The organism is Leptospira sanjuanensis (assembly GCF_022267375.1).
Taxonomy (GTDB): Bacteria; Spirochaetota; Leptospiria; order Leptospirales; family Leptospiraceae; genus Leptospira; species Leptospira sanjuanensis.
This window is the reverse complement of record NZ_JAIZBH010000001.1, coordinates 3,636,850-3,658,904: the sequence shown is the minus strand read 5'-3', so window position 1 is coordinate 3,658,904 and position 22,055 is coordinate 3,636,850. Positions and strand designations below refer to the sequence as shown.

The following is a 22,055-nucleotide window of genomic DNA, read 5'->3' as shown; positions in this document are numbered from 1 at the left end:
TTTATCTTGTATCCATCATGGCCGATTGCGGCGAAATTCCTACTTCGCTTTTTTCCCCGCGAAGAACGCGATCGCACCGATCACATACAATTCGTAGTCTTTGAAATTTTCCTGGAGAGCCGCTTCGAGATCCGGAAGAGTATCCTCCGTATTATGGAACACGCCTTTCCGGTTTAGATTTTTCATTCCTCTTCTGGATAAAAGATGTGTTTGTCCGAGATCGTGTAAACCGGTCGCACCAAAGATCACTCCGTCCGGTTTACGGATCTTTAAAAGATTTTTGAAAGCGGTGGAAGCCTTGGTTCGGATCGCTCCTGGAACGCAGTGAAATAAAAAGCTCATCCCGATCGAATCGAATTTTTCCTTCGTGTTGATCGGCTCGAGAATATTCGCGCGATATGCGTTGAACGTTCCGGCGAGATGGGAAAGTCTCTTTCTCGCTTCGATCAGGCTGTTTGCGTTTAAATCCATCACGGAGATGGTAGGTTTTTCGACCGGAAACTTCGCCTTCTGCAAAAGATATCCGGTGCCGACTCCGATATCCAAATGATTTCCGGTTAAATATCGATCGTAAAGATCGACCATGTTTTGCGGCGGACAGCGCCATAACCATCGGCTGATGATATGTAAAACGATCAGATCGTAGAATTTAAGAAAGCTCGTCGTGTAAACTTGTTGTCCCTCGATGACTTCTCGACTGTATTGATTTTCCGAAAGGCCGAGATCGGTATAGAGTTGATTCTGCTGCATTAGGAATCCTTTTTCTTAATGTTTCGTTCTCTCATTCGCTTCGTTAAGAAACGGTTTTTTACACGGAGAATTCTTCAAGTATATTCCTAAATTAAGATATTCTTGTATTTAGGAAATGGGAATTGCAATAAGTTTATGGATAGAATCGATGTGCCGGATTATAACCCGGCACAAATTGAAGCGGCTGTGTGTTCCGCCACCGCAGAAATTGTCATTACCGGATGAAATCCGATCGAAGAAGGGATTACCGATCCGTCCGCGATAAAAAGATTCTTATAACCGAAGACTTCTCCCGTTTCGGAAACGACGCCCTTTTCCGGGGTTGCCGCAAGAATGCAACCTCCGAGAGAATGCACGGAAAGAATCCGGTTGAACAGCAAAAACGTCGCCAGCGGTCCGAATTGACCGCCGTACGCGTCGCCGACTTGCTGCATCGAAGCCGTCATGTCTTGGATGAGCTTGCGGTTCTCTTTGGAGTAATTCCACTTGATGTCTATGTTTTTACCGCAACGAACGATTTTGCCGTTCGCGTTGTCTCTTCCGATCGCGAAAAGATTGGTCATGTATTTCGGATCTCCCGCACCCGGTATGCCCGGAGGAAGAGGTTTGGAAAGAAGTCCCTTTTTAAATATAAACGGAAGAATCCATTCCAGACTTTTCCAAAAAAGAGGACCGATCAGTCTCAAAAACCAATTCGGTTTATTGATTCCTAAGGAGGCCAGCACGGACATCACGGGTTGGTTGAACGTTGGAGCCGCCATCGTGAATTGAAAGCCCTGTGGAAAATAATTGATTACGGTCGTAACGTCCGGTCCGTCCCAAGGTTTCAGATCCGTTTTGCTCGATTCGATTCCGCCGAGAAAATCCCCGTTTCCGGAATATCCTTTTCCGAGATGTTTGCTGATGTTCGGAAGAGTTTTGTATCTGTCTCGACTGTTGAAAAGAATCCGATTGGTTCCCAAGGTTCCCGCTGAAAGAACGACTCGTTTCGCGTAAACGGAACGTTTCTCTCCTGTTTCCGTGTTTTCGTAATAAACGACGTAGCCGTTTTGTGGATCGGGCGCGATATGCGAAACCAAAGAATCCGTCTGAAACACCGCCCCGTTTTTTTGAGCGTCAGCAATATAATTAAAATCTAATGTATTCTTCGCGCCGTGATTGCATCCGAACTCGCACTCGGCGCAACGTTCGCAGACGGCTTGTCCCGGCCGGGAAGGTTTGAGCCAGCTTACGGCCTCGTCGGGATCGAAATAGGTGTGACGGTTCAGCTCCGCTGCGGCTCTGAACTTGTTGCGTTTCGGAAGATCCCATTCGGGCGGAACGGGTTTTACGTCGAGTTTGGAAGCGACCTTATCGTAATACGGGTCCAAAAATTTGCGATTGAATGGAGCGGGCCAACGGGGATCTTCGAAAACTTTTTGATCGGGGCGAATATGAATGTTCGCATAGATCAACGAACCGCCGCCCAAACCGGAAGCGGTCACAGTGCCGAGCCCGCTGAAAAAATTCAGTTCGTATAAACCCAGGGATTTTCTTTTTTTCGGATAACGCCAGAGAAGATTGTCCGTTTGACGCACGTCTCTCGGGAACGAACCGGGGGCGTATTTTTTCCCGCGTTCCAAAACCAGCACCTTCTGTCCTTTTTCCGAAAGTCTCAAAGCGCTGATGGAACCTCCGAAACCGGAGCCGATGACGATAGCGTCGTAATATGAATTGTTTTGTGGCATTCTTTTTTCCTAAGCTATATTAGAATTTAATAATTTTCCGGATTCTTCAGTAACTGTTTAAGGACTGAAGAATCAGAGGATACACGTCTTTATGCGCGTTTTTACCGAACATACAATCGATATGACCGTAGTCCGGGATCACGTGACGTCTATACTGGTTCGGATTGAAACGATCGATCAGCGATTTGTAAGTTATCTCGGTGCTTTCCGGAAGATAACACTGATTTTCCGCTCCGTGGATGAACGTGATCGGGAGATTCAGACGGTCCAGATTCGGAACATACACGTCTTTGCCTTCCGCGTTTACCACCTTGTGTGCGCGGATCATTTTGGAAAGATGTTCGAACGCCTTGATGTTGGACACGCCGAACATTTCTCCCAAACCGTAGTGATAGGTTTCTTCATTCAAGTTTTCTAATTTATAAAGACTTCCGTACAGAAAGGTGATTCTTCTGCTGACCGGATTCACGTCGTGCGAAAAAAGCGACTGCGGTTGAAGAGCCAAAACGGAATTGAAGAATTTATCCAACCATCCGTCCTTGTCGCTCGTATAAGCGGTCATGTCTTCGACCCCGAGCGCGTCCAAAATCTCCGCGGTGTGAAGACCGACTTTGATATCCATGGAGGTGGGGACTTCCACATTAGCCGAAATTTGAGAAAGAACGACGGAGCGAACTCCTTCCAGACCTGCGAGAAGCGCCATCGTAAAGGTCGTAGCACCGAAACAATGCGCGACAACCTGGATCTTGTCGACCTTGGTAAGTTCGCGGACTTTATTCACGGCCGCAGGATAATCCTGAACCGCGATCACGTCTCCCGTATTCGGAAGAGGTGCTGACGGAAGAGCGATCGACGTTCTGTAATCGAAAAGCCAAACGTCGTATTGGTTTTCAAAAAGATATTCCAAAAGATTGGTGTCGATCGTGTCGATGCTGAAGATCAAACTGGAAACGCCGAGACCCGGCGATAAAAGAACCGGACCTTTTTTTCCGCCTTTGTAGCGTAACAATCGGAGATCGGCTCCATCCGCAGCTTTGAAAAAATGAACTTCCGGCGCGGAAACACGCAAGGGTCGTCTGGTTCGGTGTCTTGCGTCTTTGTCCCAAGGAACGATCGAACTCGCAACTCCGCCGTAAACGTCGTACAATGCACCCGCAAAGAACGCACCGAACTTAGCCATTCCCTTTACGTCGTCGAGAATCGATTTCGAATGGATGACCTTCATCGTGGTCATTTGTTTTGCAAAGTCTTCGGGAAGAATGTGAAGAATTCCTTTTCCGAATACGGGAGAATTCTCCGTTTCGCCGTCATAGATCGTCGTAAAGAGCGTGCTCGTATCTCTCCAGATGTTCGCGAGCCCGTCGTTCTGAATCCACTTCGCTCCCACGAAAAGATATTTCTTACCTTCTTCCGTGTTGAGGATCATACGATAGACCATGTTTCTCGTTTCGATTCGATCCTCTCTCGAGACGAACAGAAGGAATTCTCCGCCGGTAACGGTGATGATGTCTTTTGAAATTACGGGGGCGCGTACGGTGCCGAATAACGTGGCCTTGTGATCCGGGTTATCGATCATTTCCTGGAGATTTTCGCTTCGGATCGTTAATAAGAATTCGATGGAGGAACCTTCGTCCTTGCCGATCTGATAACCGCGTTCCGTGTCCTCTTTCGATTGAGTGGAAAAGAATCCTCTCATACATTCCGTGAATTCGATTCCCAACGTAGTCTCGTCTGCGGTGTCCGAATGTTTCGGATAGGACGGAAGACTGTAATTGATCCGAAGTCCTTTCCCTGCGACTAACTTTTCGCAGGCTCTTTCGGAGATCGCGCAGATCGTCAGAAGCGGATTGACTCCCAGGGATCTTGGGATCACCGAACCGTCCATGACGTATAAACCTTCGTGTGTCGCTTTTCCGCTTTTGCCGGAATATACTTGGCAGTTTTCATTGACCACGGAAGAAGAAGCGTCTTCTCCCATCGGACAACCGCCGAGAGGATGAACGGAAATCAGATCCTGATCGGTTAATTTGTTCCATACCGGATTTTTAATATACGTTCCCTGGAGAGGAACGGTGGATTCCTTCAGGATCGTGCTGATCTTTTCGAAGATCGGTTTCTTGCCCACGTTCGGCCAGGAAATTCTCAAACGATCGTCCTTCAAAAACATGGTTCCGTCGTTTCCGTCGTGTGCCATAACGAGATAGGTTTGCGTGTTGCGGACCGCACCCCGATACGGACCCAAAATGATACTTAAGAATATTCTAATTTTCTCAATAATCCACTGGATGATTCCTTTTTTCGTCTTGACTCCCGTGAGTTTGGAGCTGAGTGCGAAGGCCGCGGGTAATTGAGCGCGGATCGCACCGGGAATCGAACCCTCTTCGATGATCATTCCTTCGTTCAACGGAGCGCCGATGCGCGTGTCGATCACGCCGGTGATGCAAGGACCGACATCGGCGTTTCCGTTCGTTTTTTTGCTTCCAAAGCCGATTCCGTTGATCTTTGTGTTTCCGTTGTAAGAAAAGCCGAGCATGTCCCCGTTGCCGCTAAAACGAACTCCGACCGCGTCCGAAAGGTTCAGTCCCTTCTCTTTGGAACGGAGAAGAATTTCGGTCGAGCCTAAGGAACCCGCCGCAAGAATCACGTTGTTCGCACGGATGAATAATTCGTCTTTGCTGAATTTTTCGCGATCCATTCCCAGCGGAATAAAATGAACCAGCCAATAGCCGTCCTTCTTTTCGATATAACTCACTTTGACTTCGGTGAAAATCTGCGCTCCGAAGTTGACGGCGTCGGGAAGATAATTCATCAGCGTCGTGTTTTTGGAGGAAACGTTGCAGCCGGTAACGCAATCCCCGCAGTTAGTGCAGGCGTCCTGCATCACTCCGACGTGATTCAATTTGGATTCGAACGTTACATTGATCGGAGTCGGATAGAATTTCTTTTTGATATAATCCGCCGAACTTTTGAGGGCTTTATGTTTTGCTAATGTTTGATATTTTGCGGGAAGAATATTCGGTCTTAACATCTCTTCCGCGCGGGAATAATACGGATCCATTCCGTGTTTGCCCGCTTCCTCCCGAATGGAGGCCGGCCAAGCGGGATCTTGGAAAACTTCGGGTACGGCTCTGAGACTTACGTTCGCATTGATAAGCGAAGTTCCACCCAAACCGCAGCCGACCAAAACATTGATGTCCTTGTTGATGTGAAAATCGTAAAGACCGCTTTGGGAACCGATATGTTTGTCTTCGTAGTTCGCTTGAACTTCCGCGATGGCGGGGATTTCCCGATTCGGAAATTCTCCCGGCCGGATTTCCTTGCCTCTTTCTAAAAGACAGACTTCGATTCCCGCGCGCGAAAGGCGGGATGCGGCGATTCCACCGCCGTAGCCGGAACCGATAACGACCGTTTCATATTGACTTTTGATTTTTTCTATGGGTTGGGAAATTTTTTTAATCAATGTTTTTGCCTGGGTTAAATTGGCAAAATATTTCCAAAAAAGGAAAATATTGCAAGAAGAATCGAAGGGGAAGGATTTGAATTCTGTGAAATAATCCGATCGTTCTTTGATTGACGAAAGATCGAAACTCCCTCACGCTGTGTTCAAGTCGCATATGATTGTTTGATTCCATTCTGAAATTCTGAACGTTCCGAATCCCTCTCCGAGGGGAAGGGGCGTTATGTATCTTTACTCCAATAAATCAGAAGGAATCACATGTCACAATCAAACTCAATCCTTGCATCCTATGGATGGGACCCGGAATTTTTTCTTTCGGAAGTCCCTTTGTTCGACGATTTAAGACCGGGCCGAGTGCTATCCGTCTACGGAGAATATTCAAAAATTCTAACGGACTCGGGCGAACGTAGGGGAATTCCCTCGGGCGCGTTATCCGTTTCCGGAGAATTTTTAGTGGCCGGAGACTGGACGCTCGTGCGCGAAATCGACGGAGAAGATCTCTGTATCGTAGAGCAAATTCTCCCCCGAAAAACGTTTTTACGGAGAAGCAATCCGGGAAAACGAAATCAATCGCAGGCCATCGCATCGAATATCGATCTTCTTCTCGTGATCATGGGCATGGACAACGATTACAGCCCGCGAAGAATCGAACGTTATTTGTTCTTGGCAAAGGCCAGTCGCGCAGAAGTCGCGATCGTTTTAAACAAGCAAGATCTTTGTGAAAATCCTAACGAACGATTCGAAGAGATCAAATCGATCGCGGGAGAAATTCCGGTCGAGATGATTTCCGCTTTGGACGGTTCGCAGATCGGCAAGATCGCTTCGTTTATCAAACCTGGAAATACGATCGCGTTTTTGGGTTCTTCCGGCGCCGGAAAATCCACAATCATCAATTCTTTGTTAGGCGAAGAAGTGCAGAAGACGAACGAAGTAAAAGCTTCGGACGGAACCGGAAGGCATACTACCACACATCGGGAACTTTTCCTTCTCTCGGAAGGCGGAGTTCTGATGGACAATCCCGGAATCCGGGAAGTCGGTCTTTTTGCGGGAGGCGACGAGGACGAACTCGAATCTATTTTTCCGGAGATCGCGATTGCCTCGGAAGAATGTCGTTTTAACGATTGTTCTCACAACGGCGAACCGGGTTGCGGAGTCGCGGCCGCTTTGGAAGACGGAAGAATCAGCGAAGAACGGTTCGCTTCTTATTTGAAATTGAACAGAGAATTACGAGCCTATAAAGTGATGACCGATCCCGAGGAAGCGAGAAAGAAGAAGCAGGTGGACAAACAGATGTCCAAAGCTCTGCAAAAGCGACTCAAGGATAAGGGAAGAATCTAAACGATGCGATTTTCTTCGGGGTTACGGAGGTTAAAAGCGTTCCGAATCGCGGAAAAAAAACTTTTTTCCGCAAAAAACCCCGGAGAAGATCGTTTTTTAAGAACTGCGACGGAAATCCGAGGGACTTTAAATCGTATGAAAGACAAATCCTACATTCAACTTTTGGAACACGCGAAATCCGGCGATGCACAGGCTTGGACCCTTCTGCAAAAACGGTTCTCGCGTTTTGCGCTACGACATGCGAATCGGATTCTTCGAGACGAGGATCTTTCCCAGGATGTCGTGCAGGAAACCTTTTGGGACTTATATGTAAATTGCGGAAAGATCCGCACGCCGGAAGCGTTTCCGAGCCTGCTCAAACGGGCGATCGTCAAACACTGCGATCGGATTCTCCGTAAAAAAGAAAACCAACGGCTTGTTTTCGAAGATCCGAGACAAATCGATCAGACCGCGGGCAAAATCCATTCCGACTTTTTCGAAAAGGAACGTTCGGAAACGATCCTTAAAAACATCGATCGATTGAAACCCGAGGATCGAACCCTGATCGAGCTTCATTATTATCGAAATTTTACGTTAGACGAAATATCGAAGTCTCAGGGGAAAACCCTTTCGTTTATCAAAAAACGTCATTTGAAACTCAAAAATATCCTGAGAGACGGCATCGGCGAAGCGTACAGACCCGAGGCTTGTTTCAGAATGTTTTTGGCGGCTTAGGAGAAAATCTTGGAAACGACATTACTTCCTCCTTCTTCGCAAATCGAATCCGTTTATCTCGAACAAAGAAAGGTTTTTCTTTGGGGAGAAGTGAACGATAATTCCGCTCGTTACTTGATCGATCGTTTTTTGTATCTGGAAGCGGTCGATCCCACGAGACCGATTTCTCTTTACATCCATTCTCCCGGAGGGTCGACGTACGCGGGTTTGGCGATTCTCGACGTGATGAATTCGGTAAGTCCTCCGGTTTATACGACTTGTTTGGGAATGGCGATGTCTTTCGGCGCGGTTTTGCTTTTATCGGGCGATCGCGGAAATCGTTCGGCGTATCCGCACAGTAAGATTTTGATCCATCAACCGCACGTAATGGGAGAATTCAAAGGCCCCGCGGAAGACATACGAATTTTCGCCGAGTCCGTAAAACGGGAAAAGGACTTATTAAACGAAATCATGGCAAAAGCCACGGGACAGCCGTTGGATCGTATCATCCAAGATACGGATCGGGATTCCTGGTTTTCATCGAAGGAGGCTTTGGAATACGGAATGATCGATAAGATCATTCTGAAATAGTTGCCGGAATCGCGGAAAAAAGCTCGTCTTATCATTCTATCGGTCCTAAATATGCGGGACCGGTAAAAACATTTTTACCCTAAAAACGGATGTCGCAAACTATAACCAAATCCACGAGTCATCCGTCCTTATGATTCGATTCTTGATAACGGTTCTTTTTTCCTTTGGTCTCGCATTTCCCGTGTTTGGCGAAGGCGCGCTTCCGGATTCAGGAAATATTTCACAGCTTCAGAAAAGCGGATCGTTCCGTTCTTTTGTTCATTATTTCAGCGACGTGGACGGAACGGATCGGAAGGAAAGAATTTTTTCCGGTGATTCTTCCATTGCGTTTCAGCACATTCCTTCCGAATCCTTTTCTCTCGGTTTTACTAAAGCGACGGCTTGGTTTTATATTCCTCTTAAAAACGATACGGCGCGCGACTACTACGGAAAGTTCGAAGTTTACAATCCGTTTTTGGAGGAAGTGGACATTCACTATCGATACGCTCACGAAGGAAAAATCCACGACATCCGCGCCGGTTCCACGCGCTTCTATGAGGAGAATTTTCCCACGCTGGATTTTTATCTTCGTCCGGGAGAGGAAGTCCAAATCGTTTGCAGGATCAAAAGCGGAACCCCTCTTCGTTTTCCTTTCGTGTTGGAATCGGAAAACAAATACGGATTCACGAAACAATTCCGTTCGATCATCGTAGGTTTGACTCTCGGATTCGGAATCGCGATGAGTCTTTACAATCTTTCCCTCTATTTCTTTTTTCGGGCGAGATCCTATTTGTATTACTTTATTATGATTTCCTTCTTTACGGTTTATTTGACCGCTTGGGACGGATTGACTTTGCCGTTGTTTAAACCGGGATACGGGACGTATTATCTTCCTATGACCCTGATTCTGGTTTACGCGTCGGCTTTGTTTTTGTTCTTATTCTCCCTTGAATTCTTATATCCGGAAAAAAAGGACAAACGGGCGGAAATCACGACTTGGATTTACGTAACGTGTAATATTCTGCTGTTTCCGGCTTCGATCCTTTTTACGAATCAGCTCAATCAGTTTTCGTATTATTGGATTTTGATCAATAATCTCATCATCGTTTACTTCTGCGTTGTGAGGATTCAGGACGGTTTTAAAACCGCGAAGATTCTTCTTTTGATCCACATGATCTTTCCGACGGCCGGTATCGTCACGAACCTCAGCGCCTCGGGTGTGATCTCGATGAATTATCTTTCGCTTCATATTCTTAAATTGGCGTTTATCGCGCAGTCGATTCTGTTTTCGATCATGCTCGTTCAGAGAATCAAGGAATTGGAATTCAGACTCAAGGACGGATTACAATCCGAGATTCATAAGAACATCGTACTTTTAAAAAAGGAAATCCAGCAAAGAAGAGAAACGGAATGGGAATTGATTCAAGCGAAGGAGATCGCGGAAAAAGCTTCCAAAGTTAAGAGCAGCTTTCTCGCGAACATGAGTCACGAAATCAGAACGCCTATGAACGGGGTTTTGGGAATGGTTCAGCTTTTGGGAACGACGAGACTCAACGAAGAACAGAAGGAATACGTGAAGATTCTTTCCGGTTCGGCGAAATCGCTTCTTCAGATCATCAATGATATTCTCGATTTTTCAAGAATCGAGGCCGGAAAAATTTCGCTCGATAAGGAAGTTTTTTCGATCCGTTCGGTCTTGGATGAAATCCACGATCTTTTATATCCTCTTGCAAAACGAAAACAGATCGGTTTTCATCTGGAAGGAAAATTTGAAATTCCGGAATACGTTTCGGGCGATCAATTGAGGCTGCGTCAGATTCTTTGGAACTTGACCGGAAACGGAATCAAGTTTACCAATCACGGAGAGGTTGTTCTTAAAGTTTCTCAGAAAAAAATTTCCGATTCGAAAGTGGCGATCGAATTCGTCGTTTCGGATACGGGTATCGGAATTCCTCAGGAAAAACAAAAACAGGTATTTGATGCGTTCTCGCAAAGCGACACTTCCACGGTGAGAAAGTTCGGCGGCTCCGGTTTGGGTCTGAGTATCACGAAACAATTGGTGGAGCTGCAAGGCGGGGTTCTCGGTTTGGAAAGTAAGGAAGGAAAGGGCTCCAAATTTTTCTTTTCGATCGAATATGATATTCCTTCCGAATCCGAAATCGAAAAAATTCTCGGGCCGGACACTACGCGCGATCTTGAAAACGTTTATGCGGAAACGATCCCGAAAAAGATCCGTATTCTCGTCGCGGAAGACAACGAGACCAATTGTCTTTTGATCGAAAGGGCTCTCAAAAAATTAGGTTACGATCCGGCCGTCGTTCATAACGGCAGGGAAGTGATCGAAAGAATGCAGTTGGAAGTATTTGATATAATTCTAATGGACATTCACATGCCCGAAGTCGACGGCATCGAAGCGACGAGATGGATTCGTTCCCGAAAGGAGAACGCGGATCTTCCGATCATCATCGCTCTTACCGCGGACGCGATCGAAAGTAGTAAGGAAAAATACGTTTCCAAAGGAATGAACGACTGTTTGGTTAAACCTCTCGATCTTGTGGGATTGAAAACTACGTTGGACTTTTGGGTGGAACAGGTGGAAGAATCTCACTGGAGATTGTAAACGATTTTCGCGTTCGCTCGGAACATACTTTTAAAATCGTTGAACGCGATTCCGTATCTTTTTAACGCCGGAAGAACGTAAAACGCGGTCCATTGTCTGAGATAAAACGGTTGATTGACTACGAAGTGATGGATTCCGTGGGTCGCGCCGAAATTAAAACAGAAAAGATGAAACGGAAAAACGATCCAGGAATTCAACACCTGGGTTTGATTGTATACGTTCGGAATATTTCCGTAGTAGTGCATGTTCGAGGAAACGATCTGAATCGATGTTTGCCGAATCCAATTCGGAATCAGAAAAACGACCGCCGCCGCATTCAAAAATATTCTTGTCGATTCGATAAACGCGGGTTCCGTGAACGGGTTTTGAAAAAATAGATTCAAAAAATGGAATGTATTTAACAAGAGAAAGAAATACCAAAGCAGAAAAAAGATTTCCCGATACGGTCCGACGATTCTGGGGGTTTTGATTTTTCTGAGCTGCGAGTATGCGTCTTTGGCGACTTTTCTTCCCTGGAGAATCAGCGCAAAATTTCCGTCGATCATAGTTAGAATTCTTCGCAAACCGAAAGGCATTCCGTTGCCGATCATTCTCTCTTCGACGTCCTCTTTATTGCCGGAAAGTTTATGATGGATAAGATGAATTTCTCTGCGAAACCAGGGATTGACCGTGTTCGCGCGAAACAGCCAAACGATCCAAAACATAAAATTCTGTATCTTTGCGTTTCCTTTGTAGTATAGATTATGGATGAGGTCGTGTTCGATCTCGTGTAAAAAAGAAGCGAGAATCGCATTGATTACGATACAAATCCAAAACGGAATTCGATCGGATAGATAAAGAACTGCAAAGAGAATCATCCCGGCAGCGGACAAAAGCGTAATTCCCAAACCGATCCGATCCTGATATAACGATAAGAAAGGATGTTTTTTTTGAATCCGATCGTTCCGAAACCGAATCCATTGGATGATCTTCCGCGTTTTTTCCTTTTCGGAAAAACGTTCGTAAGGTTTGTTACGGGTTTCCATTCGAGAATTCCCGGCGTTTCCGCCTAACTCGAAATTCTAACCTAAAATCGAGGAATCGGAATCTTTTTTTAATCCGAAGTCGAATAATCGAAACCCGATTTTATCGCTTTTTCTGAATGCGCTCCATTCCATTCCTGCAGGTCGATCGTTCCTCCGGAAAGAGTCGCGACGATTTCCAAACCGGAAAAAACCCTTTGAAAAATTCCGTACCGAAACCGATCCAAAGCTACGAATTCCGAATTTACGGATGCGTATAACACATGTTCATCGATAAGTCGGCGGAACAATCGCACTCCGGTTAAAGAACGGATTCCCGTGTTTTCCAACATTCCTAAGGCTTTCTCCAAGGATGCGGATTCTCCGTTGGGAATCGGAGCGTTTTTGAGAAAGTTTAAAATCCGCGTAACGATAAAAAGAGAATAGAGATCTTCCCTTTCAAAATGTTCGGAAGGAATCGCCATCGAAGTCAGCCTTGAAAGAAAAATATCGGATTCGTTTCTTTCCGGGAAACCGGAAGCGATCGGAGAATTCGGCGTAAGATAAAAAAGCGAGGCTCCCATCAAGACCGGTTGAGCCGCGTTGAATTGAAGCGTCTGAATCATAGAATCCAGACTTTCCATCGGAAGACCGAGAATTTGATACGAAGTGATTTGAAATCCTAAGTCGAAACCTTCCCGTACGATTTGAAGATATTTTTCGATCGTATGCGGTCGTTTGGTGGTTTCCCGTACGAGTTTATCCGAACTGACCAAAGCAAGATTGAGATTCGTAAATCCGGCTTCTTTCATCAAATGAAGCAGTTCGCTGTCCAAGCTGATGTAGGAAATTCCGTTCATCGCCACGAACTGAACTTCTTTTTGCGGAAAGGCCGCGATCAATTCTTCGCAGAGCTGTTTCATCTCGGGCCGAAAGAACGTAAGATTGTCGTCTTCAAAATCGAAAACACGATAACCCAGTTCGTAAGAATCCTTGATTTCGTTTAACACGTTCTCTACGGTGTTTCTTCTATACTTGGTTCCGAAGGTTGTGTGGACCGAACAAAAACTGCATCGGTGCGGACAACTTCTCGAAGTGATGATAAAACGCATCGGCTTTCCTTCGAAAAGATAGTGTTCTTTTTTTAAGGAGGAAAGATCCGGCGGTGGCAACTCGCGGATCGGATAATTTTCTCCGATCGGATTCAGTCGGAGGTCTCCGTTTTCTTTCCAACCGAGAGAGTCAACGAGCGCATAACGTTTGTTCGTCCGAAATTCGTTCAAAAAATCGCAGAGGGGTTTTTCTCCTTCACCTCGAACGATGAAATCAACGTTCTTGTGAGAAAGCATCAGTTCGGGACAAGCGGAAACGTGCGAGCCGCCCATCAAAACGGGAACGTCCAAAACTTGTTTTACCGCATCCGCCGTCTTTAAGGCTTCCCGATAATACGGAGAAAAAAGCGAGGAGATTCCCACTATATCGGGTCGTATCGATTTCACTTCCTCCGCGATGTCTTCGTACGAGGCTCCGAAATGAAAGTATTCGAAAAACGTGGAGAACGGACTTTTATCAGGAACCGGATAATATTCCTTTAAGTATTTGAGTTCGGGTGGAATCGGAACCGTTCTTCTTCCCGCGAGTTTGTTGCCGAGACTTTTGTGAAAATCGCGGAGAATCACTTCTACGTCCGGTAAAAATTTTTGAATCGCTCCTTTCAAATAACAAAGACCGATCGGTTGCAATCGTATATCGGTATCGTAAAAATCTTCTACGGGCGGTTGAATGAGAAGGAGCCGCATGTCGTCATGGAAACGGAGAGAATGGAAAGATCAAGTCTCTTCGTTCTTGAATACAAAGTGAGAATCGGATTTTAACCGTTGACTAAAGCGTGTTTTCGGGTTATACTTCGCGGCACATAAGAGGAGAAGCGAAAATGCCCTATAAACCCACTCAACCGAGTATGGATCTGAGTAAATTGCTGGTTCGACTCGCGAAAGATACTTCGGTTGGAACCTTGGAAGGTGTGCGTTCTATTTTGACCGAATCTTTCGACTGGTCTTCGAAACAATTATCCAAACTTTCGGACGCTCCTCTGATTCAAAACACGAATTTCGCGGAATTCCTTTCCAAATCGGGAGAATCGCTGAAGAGCGCCGGCGAAAAAACGGACCAAGGTCTGACTCAGGCTTTGACTTCCACAGCCAAGGCGATGCACCAAGCGTTAGACGCGCTTGATGCGGCCGACGTCGTTGTTAAGCGAACTCTTTTTGAGAACATTCCCGTATCCAGCATCGTGGGAGAATCTTTCGCAGGACTTGTTACCACTTCCCACATTCAAGCGTCCTTTCGTTTGAACGGAAAGGACGCGGGAGTCGCGGAAGTGTTGGGGGATTGGAAGAATTCCAAACTTCCGAAGTTGATCCTTTGTATTCCGGGACTTTTTTGCGACGAAGGACTTTGGAACGCTAAGGGCGAAGTTCCGGTTTCAGATACGATGAAGGAATGCGGTTATTATCCGATCTATCTTCGTTTTAATCCGGGCGTCCATCTATCGACAAACGCAAAATACATGCTGGAACTTGTGGAGAATCTTCTGGGTTCTCCCGAACTTAAAAATCATACGTTAGACGTCATTGCTTACAGTCAGGGCGGTCTGATTTTAAGGAGCGCTCTGTATCAAGCCGAACGGGAGAATTCTTCCTTTCCTAAAAAGATTCGTCACGCTTTGATCATCAATTCCCCGGACGGAGGATCGTATATCGAAAAGATCGGTTTTTGGCTCGGTCTCGGCGCGGAATCGTTGCCGATTTTACCCGTGAGCATCATCGGATTTATCGGAAATCAGAGAAGCGACGCAATCAAGGATCTTTCACACGGAATTATACGGGAAGAGGATTGGATCAAAAACGATCAAATCAAACGATACGTCAACGATTCGTATTTCGGGGAATTGGACGACGTGAATGCGACTCAGATCTATAGTCTTGTAACCGAAGAGGAATCCAAATGGTCTTCTTGGATCGGAGACGGGATCGTGGAAAAACCGAGTTTGACTTTGTTAAGCGACAAAGTGTATCGGAAGAAATCGAACCCTGAATCGAGGGTTTATCGTCTTTTGGAGACTTCTCATTATCAGGTGATGACTCATCCGGAGACGAGAAACATTCTTCGGAAAGTTCTGACCGAACGATTTTGATAGGATTGCAAGTTTTATTTTTGTCGATGGTTTGTCGGAACAATTAAAGAATTCCGATTGTCAAAACGAACCGATTTAGAAATTCCTCGACGTCCGTTTCGAATTTTACGTTCGACTTTCCTATTAAAGACGCGGCCTCATTCGAGACCGCCACCTTAACGGTTCGGGTTCGTGTTGCCGGTTGAATTCGAACGCTTATGAAAACGGTTGATCGATCAGGATCGGTTTTCGTAAGATCGCTCTCAAAAGCAGATAACTGAGTAACCCTAAAGGACCGAATAGGAATGTCGCGATCTGACAAGGGATCACGAGCCAACGCGAAATTCCCAGCTTCTCCGCGTTTGCGCTTTCCCAGGTTCCCACAAAAAGGTCGAATGCAAGATAGTGAATCCATCCTGCCGCTAAAACGGCCTGATTCTGGAAAAGAAGAGAAACTCCCTCCAACGAGTCGAACCCTCCTTGTGTTTTACCGAAACTGAATATAAGTAAAGCCGTATATACTCCTCCGAAAAGGAGAGTTCCCAAAAGACCCGTGGTAACGAGCCTTGTGTATTTCCATTGCGGAATCGCGATCAAAAGAATCCAACCCGCTAATGCGACATTGTTTGCGATTTTAAAGAGAAGGGAAAGGTCCATGTTAAACTCCGTTGATTTCCGTTTTTAACGTTTTTTTGAAAAGAAAAGGAACCAGCAGGCTTCCGAACATTCCGAGCCCGCAGATTAAAAATCCGATTTGAATTCCTGTCGAAGGACGAAGCAGCGCTTCTCCGTTCAATGCTTGTATCGTCAGAACTACGGTCAAACCCGCAAAAAAGATCGAAAAGTTTCTGACCGCAGGAACGGAAATCGCATGCGAAACTTTGAAACTTCCGAATAGGAGAGCGATCATCGGAATCAACTGCATCGCATGAATGCCGAGAAAGTGCGGGATTCTCATATCGCCGGCGATCGTACTCCAACCGACTAAAGGAAGACCGGGGCCTCCTTCCGGAGCGCCGAACGTATGCCCTCCGTTTGCTTCCAAAATTCCCGCCTTCATCTGTTCGATTTGTTCGGGTCTCGGAATCGTCATAAAAAAACCGAGAATCATTCCCAAAGCGGCGATTCCCATTCCCCAGCGCAGAGATTCCATAAGAGTCTTATTTTCCAATTTTTGACGCAATAGAAAGATCGCCAAAACAACATGAAAAAACCATAATGTACCGATCGCCGTTCCCATCAGACTGAAGATGAAACCGTTTAAGGGAGTCGTAATATTAAAATGACTCGGAATTCCTCGATAAGCCTGAAACACAATCGAGACGGTTTCCACTGCGAGCATCACGGTGACGATCCAGGAAATGCCGCGGATCGTTTTTTCCCGGCCTTCGACGAATTGAAGAATCCAGACCAACGTAAACGAATACGTTCCGATCGAAAGGGAGAACTTGATCGGTTTGAGCCAAACGGGAGCGTTTGTTACGGTTCTTTCATCGAGAAAAAGCGCCGGAATCAGAATCAAAAGACTGACTGCGTTTACGAACCCGTTCCAAAATAGAGGCGGATTGAGTTTGGAAAAGGGAAGGATCCTATTTAGAATTCTCATAAATTCCTCCGAAAAAGGGTCTTGACCCTTTTGGATAGTATGTTACTACTGTAAACATAAATGTTGGCTATGTCAACATAAAAAAGTAGTCACCGACAACATGTTATGGAAAAAAAAGGCGCATCCAAAAAGAAATCTTCTAAAAAACAAACCCCCGAGCCGTATCATCATGGCGATCTCAAAAAGGCGATTATCCAAAGATCCGAAGAAATTTTAGAACAAAAAGGGGCGGAAGGATTGAGTTTGCGGGACATCGCCGCGGATCTCGGAGTCAGCCATGCCGCGCCGTATCGTCACTTTCCCAGAAAGGCCGATCTCCTTTTTACTCTTGCTACGCGCGGTTTTATGGATCTCGCGGAAGAAATGCGTCTCGCTTGGGAAAGCAGCGATGATCCGGTGGAAAGACTCCGTTCGTCCGGGACACGTTATGTGTCTTTGGCACTAAAACATCCTCGAAGAACCGAATTGATGTTCGGCGGAGCGCTTGCCTGCGAAGAGGGCGCGCCCGAAGAGTTGGAAACGATCGGAAGGGACGCATTTATGGGCTTGTTTCGAATTTTAGAAGACGGTCAAAAAAGAGGTATCTTCAAAGAGGAAGATCCGTACGATCTTTCTTTTACGCTCTGGAGTCTCGTTCACGGCTTTGTGGTTCTCGTCAACGGAAGACAAATTCCTCCGGCGATCTTAGAGGAAAGAACTTTGGAAAAAATCTTGAACTCGACTTTGAACTCCATTCTTACCGGTGTAACCAAGGAGTAAACGAATGAAACTCATCCGAAAGAAAACGATCTTGGTCGGAATTCCGATCCTGCTTTTCCTTCTGATCTTGGCGATCAAACCCGGTGATAACGGAAAACCGTATTCTCCCTATTTCCAAAACCTCAACGAAGAATTGAAAGAGAACGGTCCTGGCAAACCCATCGTACTTTTGGACTTGGATCGTTTGGACGAGAATCTCGAGGTTCTTAAGGAAAAACTAAAGTCCCCTTTGCGATATCGCATTGTCGTAAAGTCGCTTCCCTCCTTGGATCTTTTACGATATATCGTACGTGCCACGGGAAGCGATCGTTTGATGGTGTTCCATTCGGGAGACGTAGCGATGCTTTTGTCGGACGGAGAATTCAGAAAGTTTAATATTCTTTTGGGAAAACCCATGCCGATCAACGCGGTTGCGGACGTTTATTCCAAGACGGACGCGAAATACTTTCAAAACGTCCGGTGGGGACTAACATTCCGTTTTTGGAATCGATTTCGTTTTTGTTTTCGTTATGGGATCCGAATCAACAACTGACATACTTTACGTACGGCGGCGCGTTTTCCGCAAAGAAAGAATCTCCGTCCGGGCTTCAGGACAATTCGCTTTATGGAGCGAGCACCAATCAGGGAATTCTCAACGGCTCGTTGAAAACTTCCTTGTTTCCGAACGATTTCGTATTTTACAGACCGACTCAAAGCGAGAAGGTGATGGCCGAACTGGGAGAGGTTCATTTGATACGGAAGGGTAAACTTTCCGGTAAATGGAAAACCTTTGTAAACTAATTCGAAGCGATTGGATTCCGTTTTTAAACTTGTAGAGTCTTCAATCCGTAAAAAATAGGTTTATTAGGAAAATTGAAAATGAAAATCAGAGAGGCTTCCCTACAAGACCTACCCGAACTCGCGGAATTGTTCGACGAATATCGTCAGTTCTATCGGAAAGAATCGGATCTCGCCGGTGCGACAAATTTCATCGAAGAAAGAATCCGCAATCAAGAATCCAAAATCTACGTTTATATGGAAGGCGATCAATACTGCGGATTTACTCAGTTGTATCCGATCTTCACTTCCTTGTCCATGAAGCGCGCTTGGATTTTAAACGATCTTTTCGTTCGGCCCGAATATAGAAAGAAGGGCGGAGCAAGGGCGCTCATCGAACAAAGCGCGGTCCTCGCGAGAGGAACGAACGCGAAATATCTTCAGCTTTCCACCGCGTTCGACAATCACAAGGCGCAAAAATTATACGAGTCGATCGGATTCGTGAAAGACGAAACCTTCTTTCATTATTCCTGGGACGTTTGATCTTTGCGATACGGCGTAGCTGATGTCCGAAGTTGAATATTCAAAAATCGGAATCGTTCAAAAACCTTGTCGGCGCTGCGGCAAGGTTTTCGGATGCGGGGCCGCAGCGAACTTCTGCGAGTGTTTTTCCGTGAAACTTTCACCGGAAGTCAGCGCGCGACTCAAAAAAGAATACGACGATTGTCTTTGTGTCGCCTGTCTCGAAGAACTCAATCGAAGGACTTGAAGTTCTTTTCGGGCGTGCCTCTCGCTAAAATATTCAAAAAAACGAATATAGTTTCGTGATCGGCTTCGAGTCGCGTGCCTTCAGGCTCGCGGAGCCCCGCTCGTCGTCTGCGACGACGCTACGCGCCTTGCGGCCCGCTCACGCGGAACCTTCCGGCGGTTTTAAATCCAACGGTAAATAAACGCGGAAGACCGTTTGTCCGGGTCGGCTAAACCATTCGATTCTTCCTTCGTTTTTAAGTAGAAGTTTACGGACAAGATCCAAACCTAAACCGCTTCCTTCTCCCGCGTCCTTGGTGGTGAAGAACGGATCGAAAATTTTCTCTCCGATCTCCGGCGGAATTCCGGGGCCGTCGTCTTCGACTTCCACGACCGCTTCTCCGTTTTGCTGATACAAACGGACGGTAAGTTTTCCTTTGAATTGCATCGCCTGCAAGGCGTTAAAGATCAAATGCGTCCAGATCTGAACAATTTCTTCCCGAACACAATGAACCGGAGGAACTTCTTCGATGGAGCGGACCAAATTCACTCCGCGTCGAATGTAATGCTGATATACGGTAAACACGGTTTCGAGAGTTTCTTCGATATGAACGTTTTTCGTAGAACTTTCGTTGCCCGTTTCCGAATAATTTCTCAGCTCGAATAAAATCTTGGAAGCTCTATCCACCGAAACTCGGATCGTATCCGAATTTCGGAAATAGATTTCCTCCAGATAAATGTATTCCAAAAGCGTTTCGCGATTGGACATTTGAAAAAAAGGTTTATACGTTTCGGGAATGCTTTCGATTCCCATATCGGCAATGGTGTCGGCTAACGTTTCGTGATTGGGAATATTCCATTTTTTTAGAGTGTCGCTGATATTCTTTCTTCTTTTTCTCACCTCCAAACCGGCGATTCCGGAGTCGCCCTTTCTGCAAGTGTCGATAAATTCGATATAGAGTTGTCTTTCTTCGGGAGAAGCTAGAGATAAGATCGAATGAACCTTGGGCAACATCGAGCGCATTTTCGGAACGGATGCAAGAAGAGTTTGATTGGAAGCCTTGATTGCTCCGAGTGGGTTGTTGAGTTCGTGACTGATTCCGGCGGAGAGTTGTCCGAGAGTCGCCATTCGCACCGAGTGAAGAAGCTGATTCTGCGCCTTGCGTAAATTTTCAAGAGCTTCTTCGAGATGTTTTTTCTGCGCTTCGATGAGTTCGTTTCTTTTGCGGATTTCCTCGCTTTCTCTCAGCGCGGCTTGCGTTACGATCCGTTCCTCGAGATACATGGAAAGATCTTCCCTCATTTTATCCATCGCGGTCAGCAGTTCGCCGATTTCGTCCTCTCTCGGATAATGCGCTCTCGCGGAAAGATTTCCCTTTGCGATCTGTTCGGAATATGCGATGGCTTTGGATAATCCTTTGAGAACGTATCGATCGAAGGAGAATCGAAGCGTTACCAGAATCAATCCGAGAACCGCAAACGTGGAAATCATCGAGATCGCCCAAATATAAATTAAATCTCCCGAATATAATGAATCCGGAATGGAAACTCTTACGGCCCACGGACGCGGGGAATCTCCCAAAAGAACGGGATAATAATAGTGCGTGAAACCTTCTTTGGCTTCGATAAAAGGTTGTCCGGAAGCGATTCCGTCCGTGATTCTTTTCCGTTCGTTTTCATCCTCGATCAGTTTGCCCACCGTCTCAGGATTTTTTCCGTTTGCGGCAAACGAACCGTCCGGCGATAAAAAAGCGAGATAGCCTTGGTTGCGGAAAGGACGGATCGATCCGATTTTAGTCTGCATTCTTTCGATCGTTACGTCCATTCCGACCACACCCGCGAATTTCGAATCGCGGAATACGGGCGCTACGATGGAAACCATGAGGATCGATTTTCCGGATACGAGGTAACTCGTCGGTTCGGTGAGAAATTCTTTTTGTGTCTGTCTCGGTACCGAATAATAGAGTCCTTTCGGTCCGGGATCTTCGTAGTTTACGCAATTCTCATATACGAGTTTGTTTTCGTCGAGGGCACGGTTGATATAAGGAACGAATCTTCCCGAAGAGTCGTGTCCTTTCGCGTTTCTATAAGCGTTGTCCGATCGGTCGTACGCGTTCGGTTCGAAGACGGCCCAGACTCCGAAGTAGTCCGGTTGAATGTGCAGAAATTGTCCCAAGGCATCGACGAACATCGGACGGTTCGGTCTCGTCTTTTCCAGAACGGCCTTGAAGCTGCGCACTGCCCCGAGTCCTACATTCAAGAATTGTGATATTTCTCTCGTATATTTTTCGGAGGCGAGTCTCGCTCCCGATTCGGCTTCCTGTTTGAGTCTTTGATAAGCGACGATGGAATTGATCGTCGTCACTAAAAGCGCGCCCACGGTCAATAAAGCGGTGAGGATAATGGAGATACGGGCGCGAATGCCGAGTTTTCGTTTTTTGCCGATCAGATTCTTTTTTAGGGAACCTGGACGGGAACTTTCGTTATTTCCGTTCGTATCGTGCTCGCTGGAAGGGTTGTCGCTTTTTTTCATAACGATATGCGTCGCGTTCCAAGAGAAGAAGCCGGCTGCAAAGTATTGGACGAAACGATCGAAATGGAAAGAAATTTCCTATTTGATTTAAAATAAATTTCGATTTTTTTTACGAAGGAGTTTCGGGTAATTCTCCGTAAGAAGGCGATCCATAAATTATTAACCTATCGCCATCGTATTCCGATTTGCTAACAGCGTTTAGTCTAGGATGACGCTTAACCTTTTCCGGTCCTGGAATTTACTCAAGCGAACGGGAATTTCAGATGTGTGGTTTTACTATTTTTAGCACAATTGTGTATTCTAATTTTCGAACCTGTGAAATA

General features: G+C 46.1%; 18 protein-coding genes. 10 read left to right on the top strand and 8 right to left on the bottom strand.

The features are described from left to right. Window positions 1-39: 39 nt before the first annotated feature. The 3 genes from LFX17_RS16550 to LFX17_RS16540 all read right to left on the bottom strand — a co-directional run bounded on the left by LFX17_RS16550 (window position 40) and on the right by LFX17_RS16540 (window position 5,937). Entirely contained in the window at window positions 40-750 is a 711-nt protein-coding gene (locus LFX17_RS16550; RefSeq protein ID WP_238747371.1) for a class I SAM-dependent methyltransferase, read from the bottom strand. Window positions 751-908: 158 nt separating this feature from the next. Further along, window positions 909-2,477: a GMC oxidoreductase gene (locus LFX17_RS16545; RefSeq protein ID WP_238747370.1), complete on the bottom strand. Its 1,569-nt coding sequence runs from the start codon at window positions 2,475-2,477 to the stop codon at window positions 909-911. Window positions 2,478-2,523: 46 nt separating this feature from the next. Then, the gene (locus LFX17_RS16540) at window positions 2,524-5,937 is read right to left on the bottom strand and encodes an alpha/beta fold hydrolase (RefSeq protein ID WP_238747369.1); all 3,414 of its coding nucleotides are present in this window, start codon (window positions 5,935-5,937) and stop codon (window positions 2,524-2,526) included. A gap of 255 nt (window positions 5,938-6,192) precedes the next feature. On the opposite strand from LFX17_RS16540, the gene rsgA reads away from it, so the two are divergent. The 4 genes from rsgA (at window position 6,193) to LFX17_RS16520 (ending at window position 11,155) form a co-directional block, all read left to right on the top strand. Then, the gene (gene rsgA / locus LFX17_RS16535; protein ID WP_238731216.1) at window positions 6,193-7,272 is read left to right on the top strand and encodes a ribosome small subunit-dependent GTPase A; all 1,080 of its coding nucleotides are present in this window, start codon (window positions 6,193-6,195) and stop codon (window positions 7,270-7,272) included. Between the two features lie 135 nt (window positions 7,273-7,407). After that, complete coding sequence (locus tag LFX17_RS16530; RefSeq protein WP_238747368.1) at window positions 7,408-7,986, top strand: RNA polymerase sigma factor; 579 nt, start codon at window positions 7,408-7,410, stop codon at window positions 7,984-7,986. A gap of 9 nt (window positions 7,987-7,995) precedes the next feature. After that, a complete protein-coding gene (locus LFX17_RS16525; RefSeq protein WP_135581285.1) occupies window positions 7,996-8,556 on the top strand; it encodes a ClpP family protease in 561 nt (186 codons plus the stop codon). Between the two features lie 130 nt (window positions 8,557-8,686). Next, complete coding sequence (locus LFX17_RS16520) at window positions 8,687-11,155, top strand: hybrid sensor histidine kinase/response regulator (RefSeq protein WP_238731214.1); 2,469 nt, start codon at window positions 8,687-8,689, stop codon at window positions 11,153-11,155. Here LFX17_RS16520 and LFX17_RS16515 read toward each other — a convergent pair. Beyond that, the gene (locus LFX17_RS16515) at window positions 11,140-12,180 is read right to left on the bottom strand and encodes a fatty acid desaturase (protein WP_238747367.1); all 1,041 of its coding nucleotides are present in this window, start codon (window positions 12,178-12,180) and stop codon (window positions 11,140-11,142) included. The genes LFX17_RS16520 and LFX17_RS16515 overlap by 16 nt on opposite strands. Before the next feature lie 68 nt (window positions 12,181-12,248). Next, window positions 12,249-13,955, bottom strand: coding sequence for a B12-binding domain-containing radical SAM protein (locus LFX17_RS16510; protein WP_238747364.1), 1,707 nt, complete (start codon window positions 13,953-13,955; stop codon window positions 12,249-12,251). 134 nt (window positions 13,956-14,089) lie between these two features. On the opposite strand from LFX17_RS16510, the gene LFX17_RS16505 reads away from it, so the two are divergent. Then, a complete protein-coding gene (locus LFX17_RS16505; protein WP_238747363.1) occupies window positions 14,090-15,352 on the top strand; it encodes an esterase/lipase family protein in 1,263 nt (420 codons plus the stop codon). 195 nt (window positions 15,353-15,547) lie between these two features. Here the strand turns inward: LFX17_RS16505 and LFX17_RS16500 are convergent, their stop codons facing one another. After that, on the bottom strand, window positions 15,548-15,988 hold the full coding sequence (locus LFX17_RS16500; RefSeq protein ID WP_238747362.1) for an ABA4-like family protein: 441 nt from the start codon (window positions 15,986-15,988) through the stop codon (window positions 15,548-15,550). Between the two features lies 1 nt (window position 15,989). Beyond that, complete coding sequence (locus LFX17_RS16495; RefSeq protein WP_238731209.1) at window positions 15,990-16,937, bottom strand: hypothetical protein; 948 nt, start codon at window positions 16,935-16,937, stop codon at window positions 15,990-15,992. Between the two features lie 105 nt (window positions 16,938-17,042). Here LFX17_RS16495 and LFX17_RS16490 point away from each other — a divergent pair, with 105 nt between their 5' ends. From LFX17_RS16490 to LFX17_RS16475, 5 genes are all read left to right on the top strand, one after another. Next, complete coding sequence (locus tag LFX17_RS16490; RefSeq protein WP_238747361.1) at window positions 17,043-17,696, top strand: TetR/AcrR family transcriptional regulator; 654 nt, start codon at window positions 17,043-17,045, stop codon at window positions 17,694-17,696. 4 nt (window positions 17,697-17,700) lie between these two features. Then, complete coding sequence (locus tag LFX17_RS16485) at window positions 17,701-18,228, top strand: type III PLP-dependent enzyme domain-containing protein (RefSeq protein WP_406600686.1); 528 nt, start codon at window positions 17,701-17,703, stop codon at window positions 18,226-18,228. Further along, window positions 18,195-18,476: a type III PLP-dependent enzyme domain-containing protein gene (locus LFX17_RS21065; RefSeq protein WP_406600685.1), complete on the top strand. Its 282-nt coding sequence runs from the start codon at window positions 18,195-18,197 to the stop codon at window positions 18,474-18,476. Before LFX17_RS16485 ends, LFX17_RS21065 begins: the two co-directional genes overlap by 34 nt. Window positions 18,477-18,554: 78 nt before the next feature. Next, a complete protein-coding gene (locus tag LFX17_RS16480; protein WP_238747359.1) occupies window positions 18,555-18,995 on the top strand; it encodes a GNAT family N-acetyltransferase in 441 nt (146 codons plus the stop codon). Window positions 18,996-19,017: 22 nt separating this feature from the next. Beyond that, entirely contained in the window at window positions 19,018-19,221 is a 204-nt protein-coding gene (locus LFX17_RS16475) for a cysteine-rich CWC family protein (protein ID WP_238731206.1), read from the top strand. Between the two features lie 138 nt (window positions 19,222-19,359). Here LFX17_RS16475 and LFX17_RS16470 read toward each other — a convergent pair whose 3' ends face one another. Further along, entirely contained in the window at window positions 19,360-21,732 is a 2,373-nt protein-coding gene (locus LFX17_RS16470; protein ID WP_238747358.1) for an ATP-binding protein, read from the bottom strand. Window positions 21,733-22,055 lie beyond the last annotated feature (323 nt).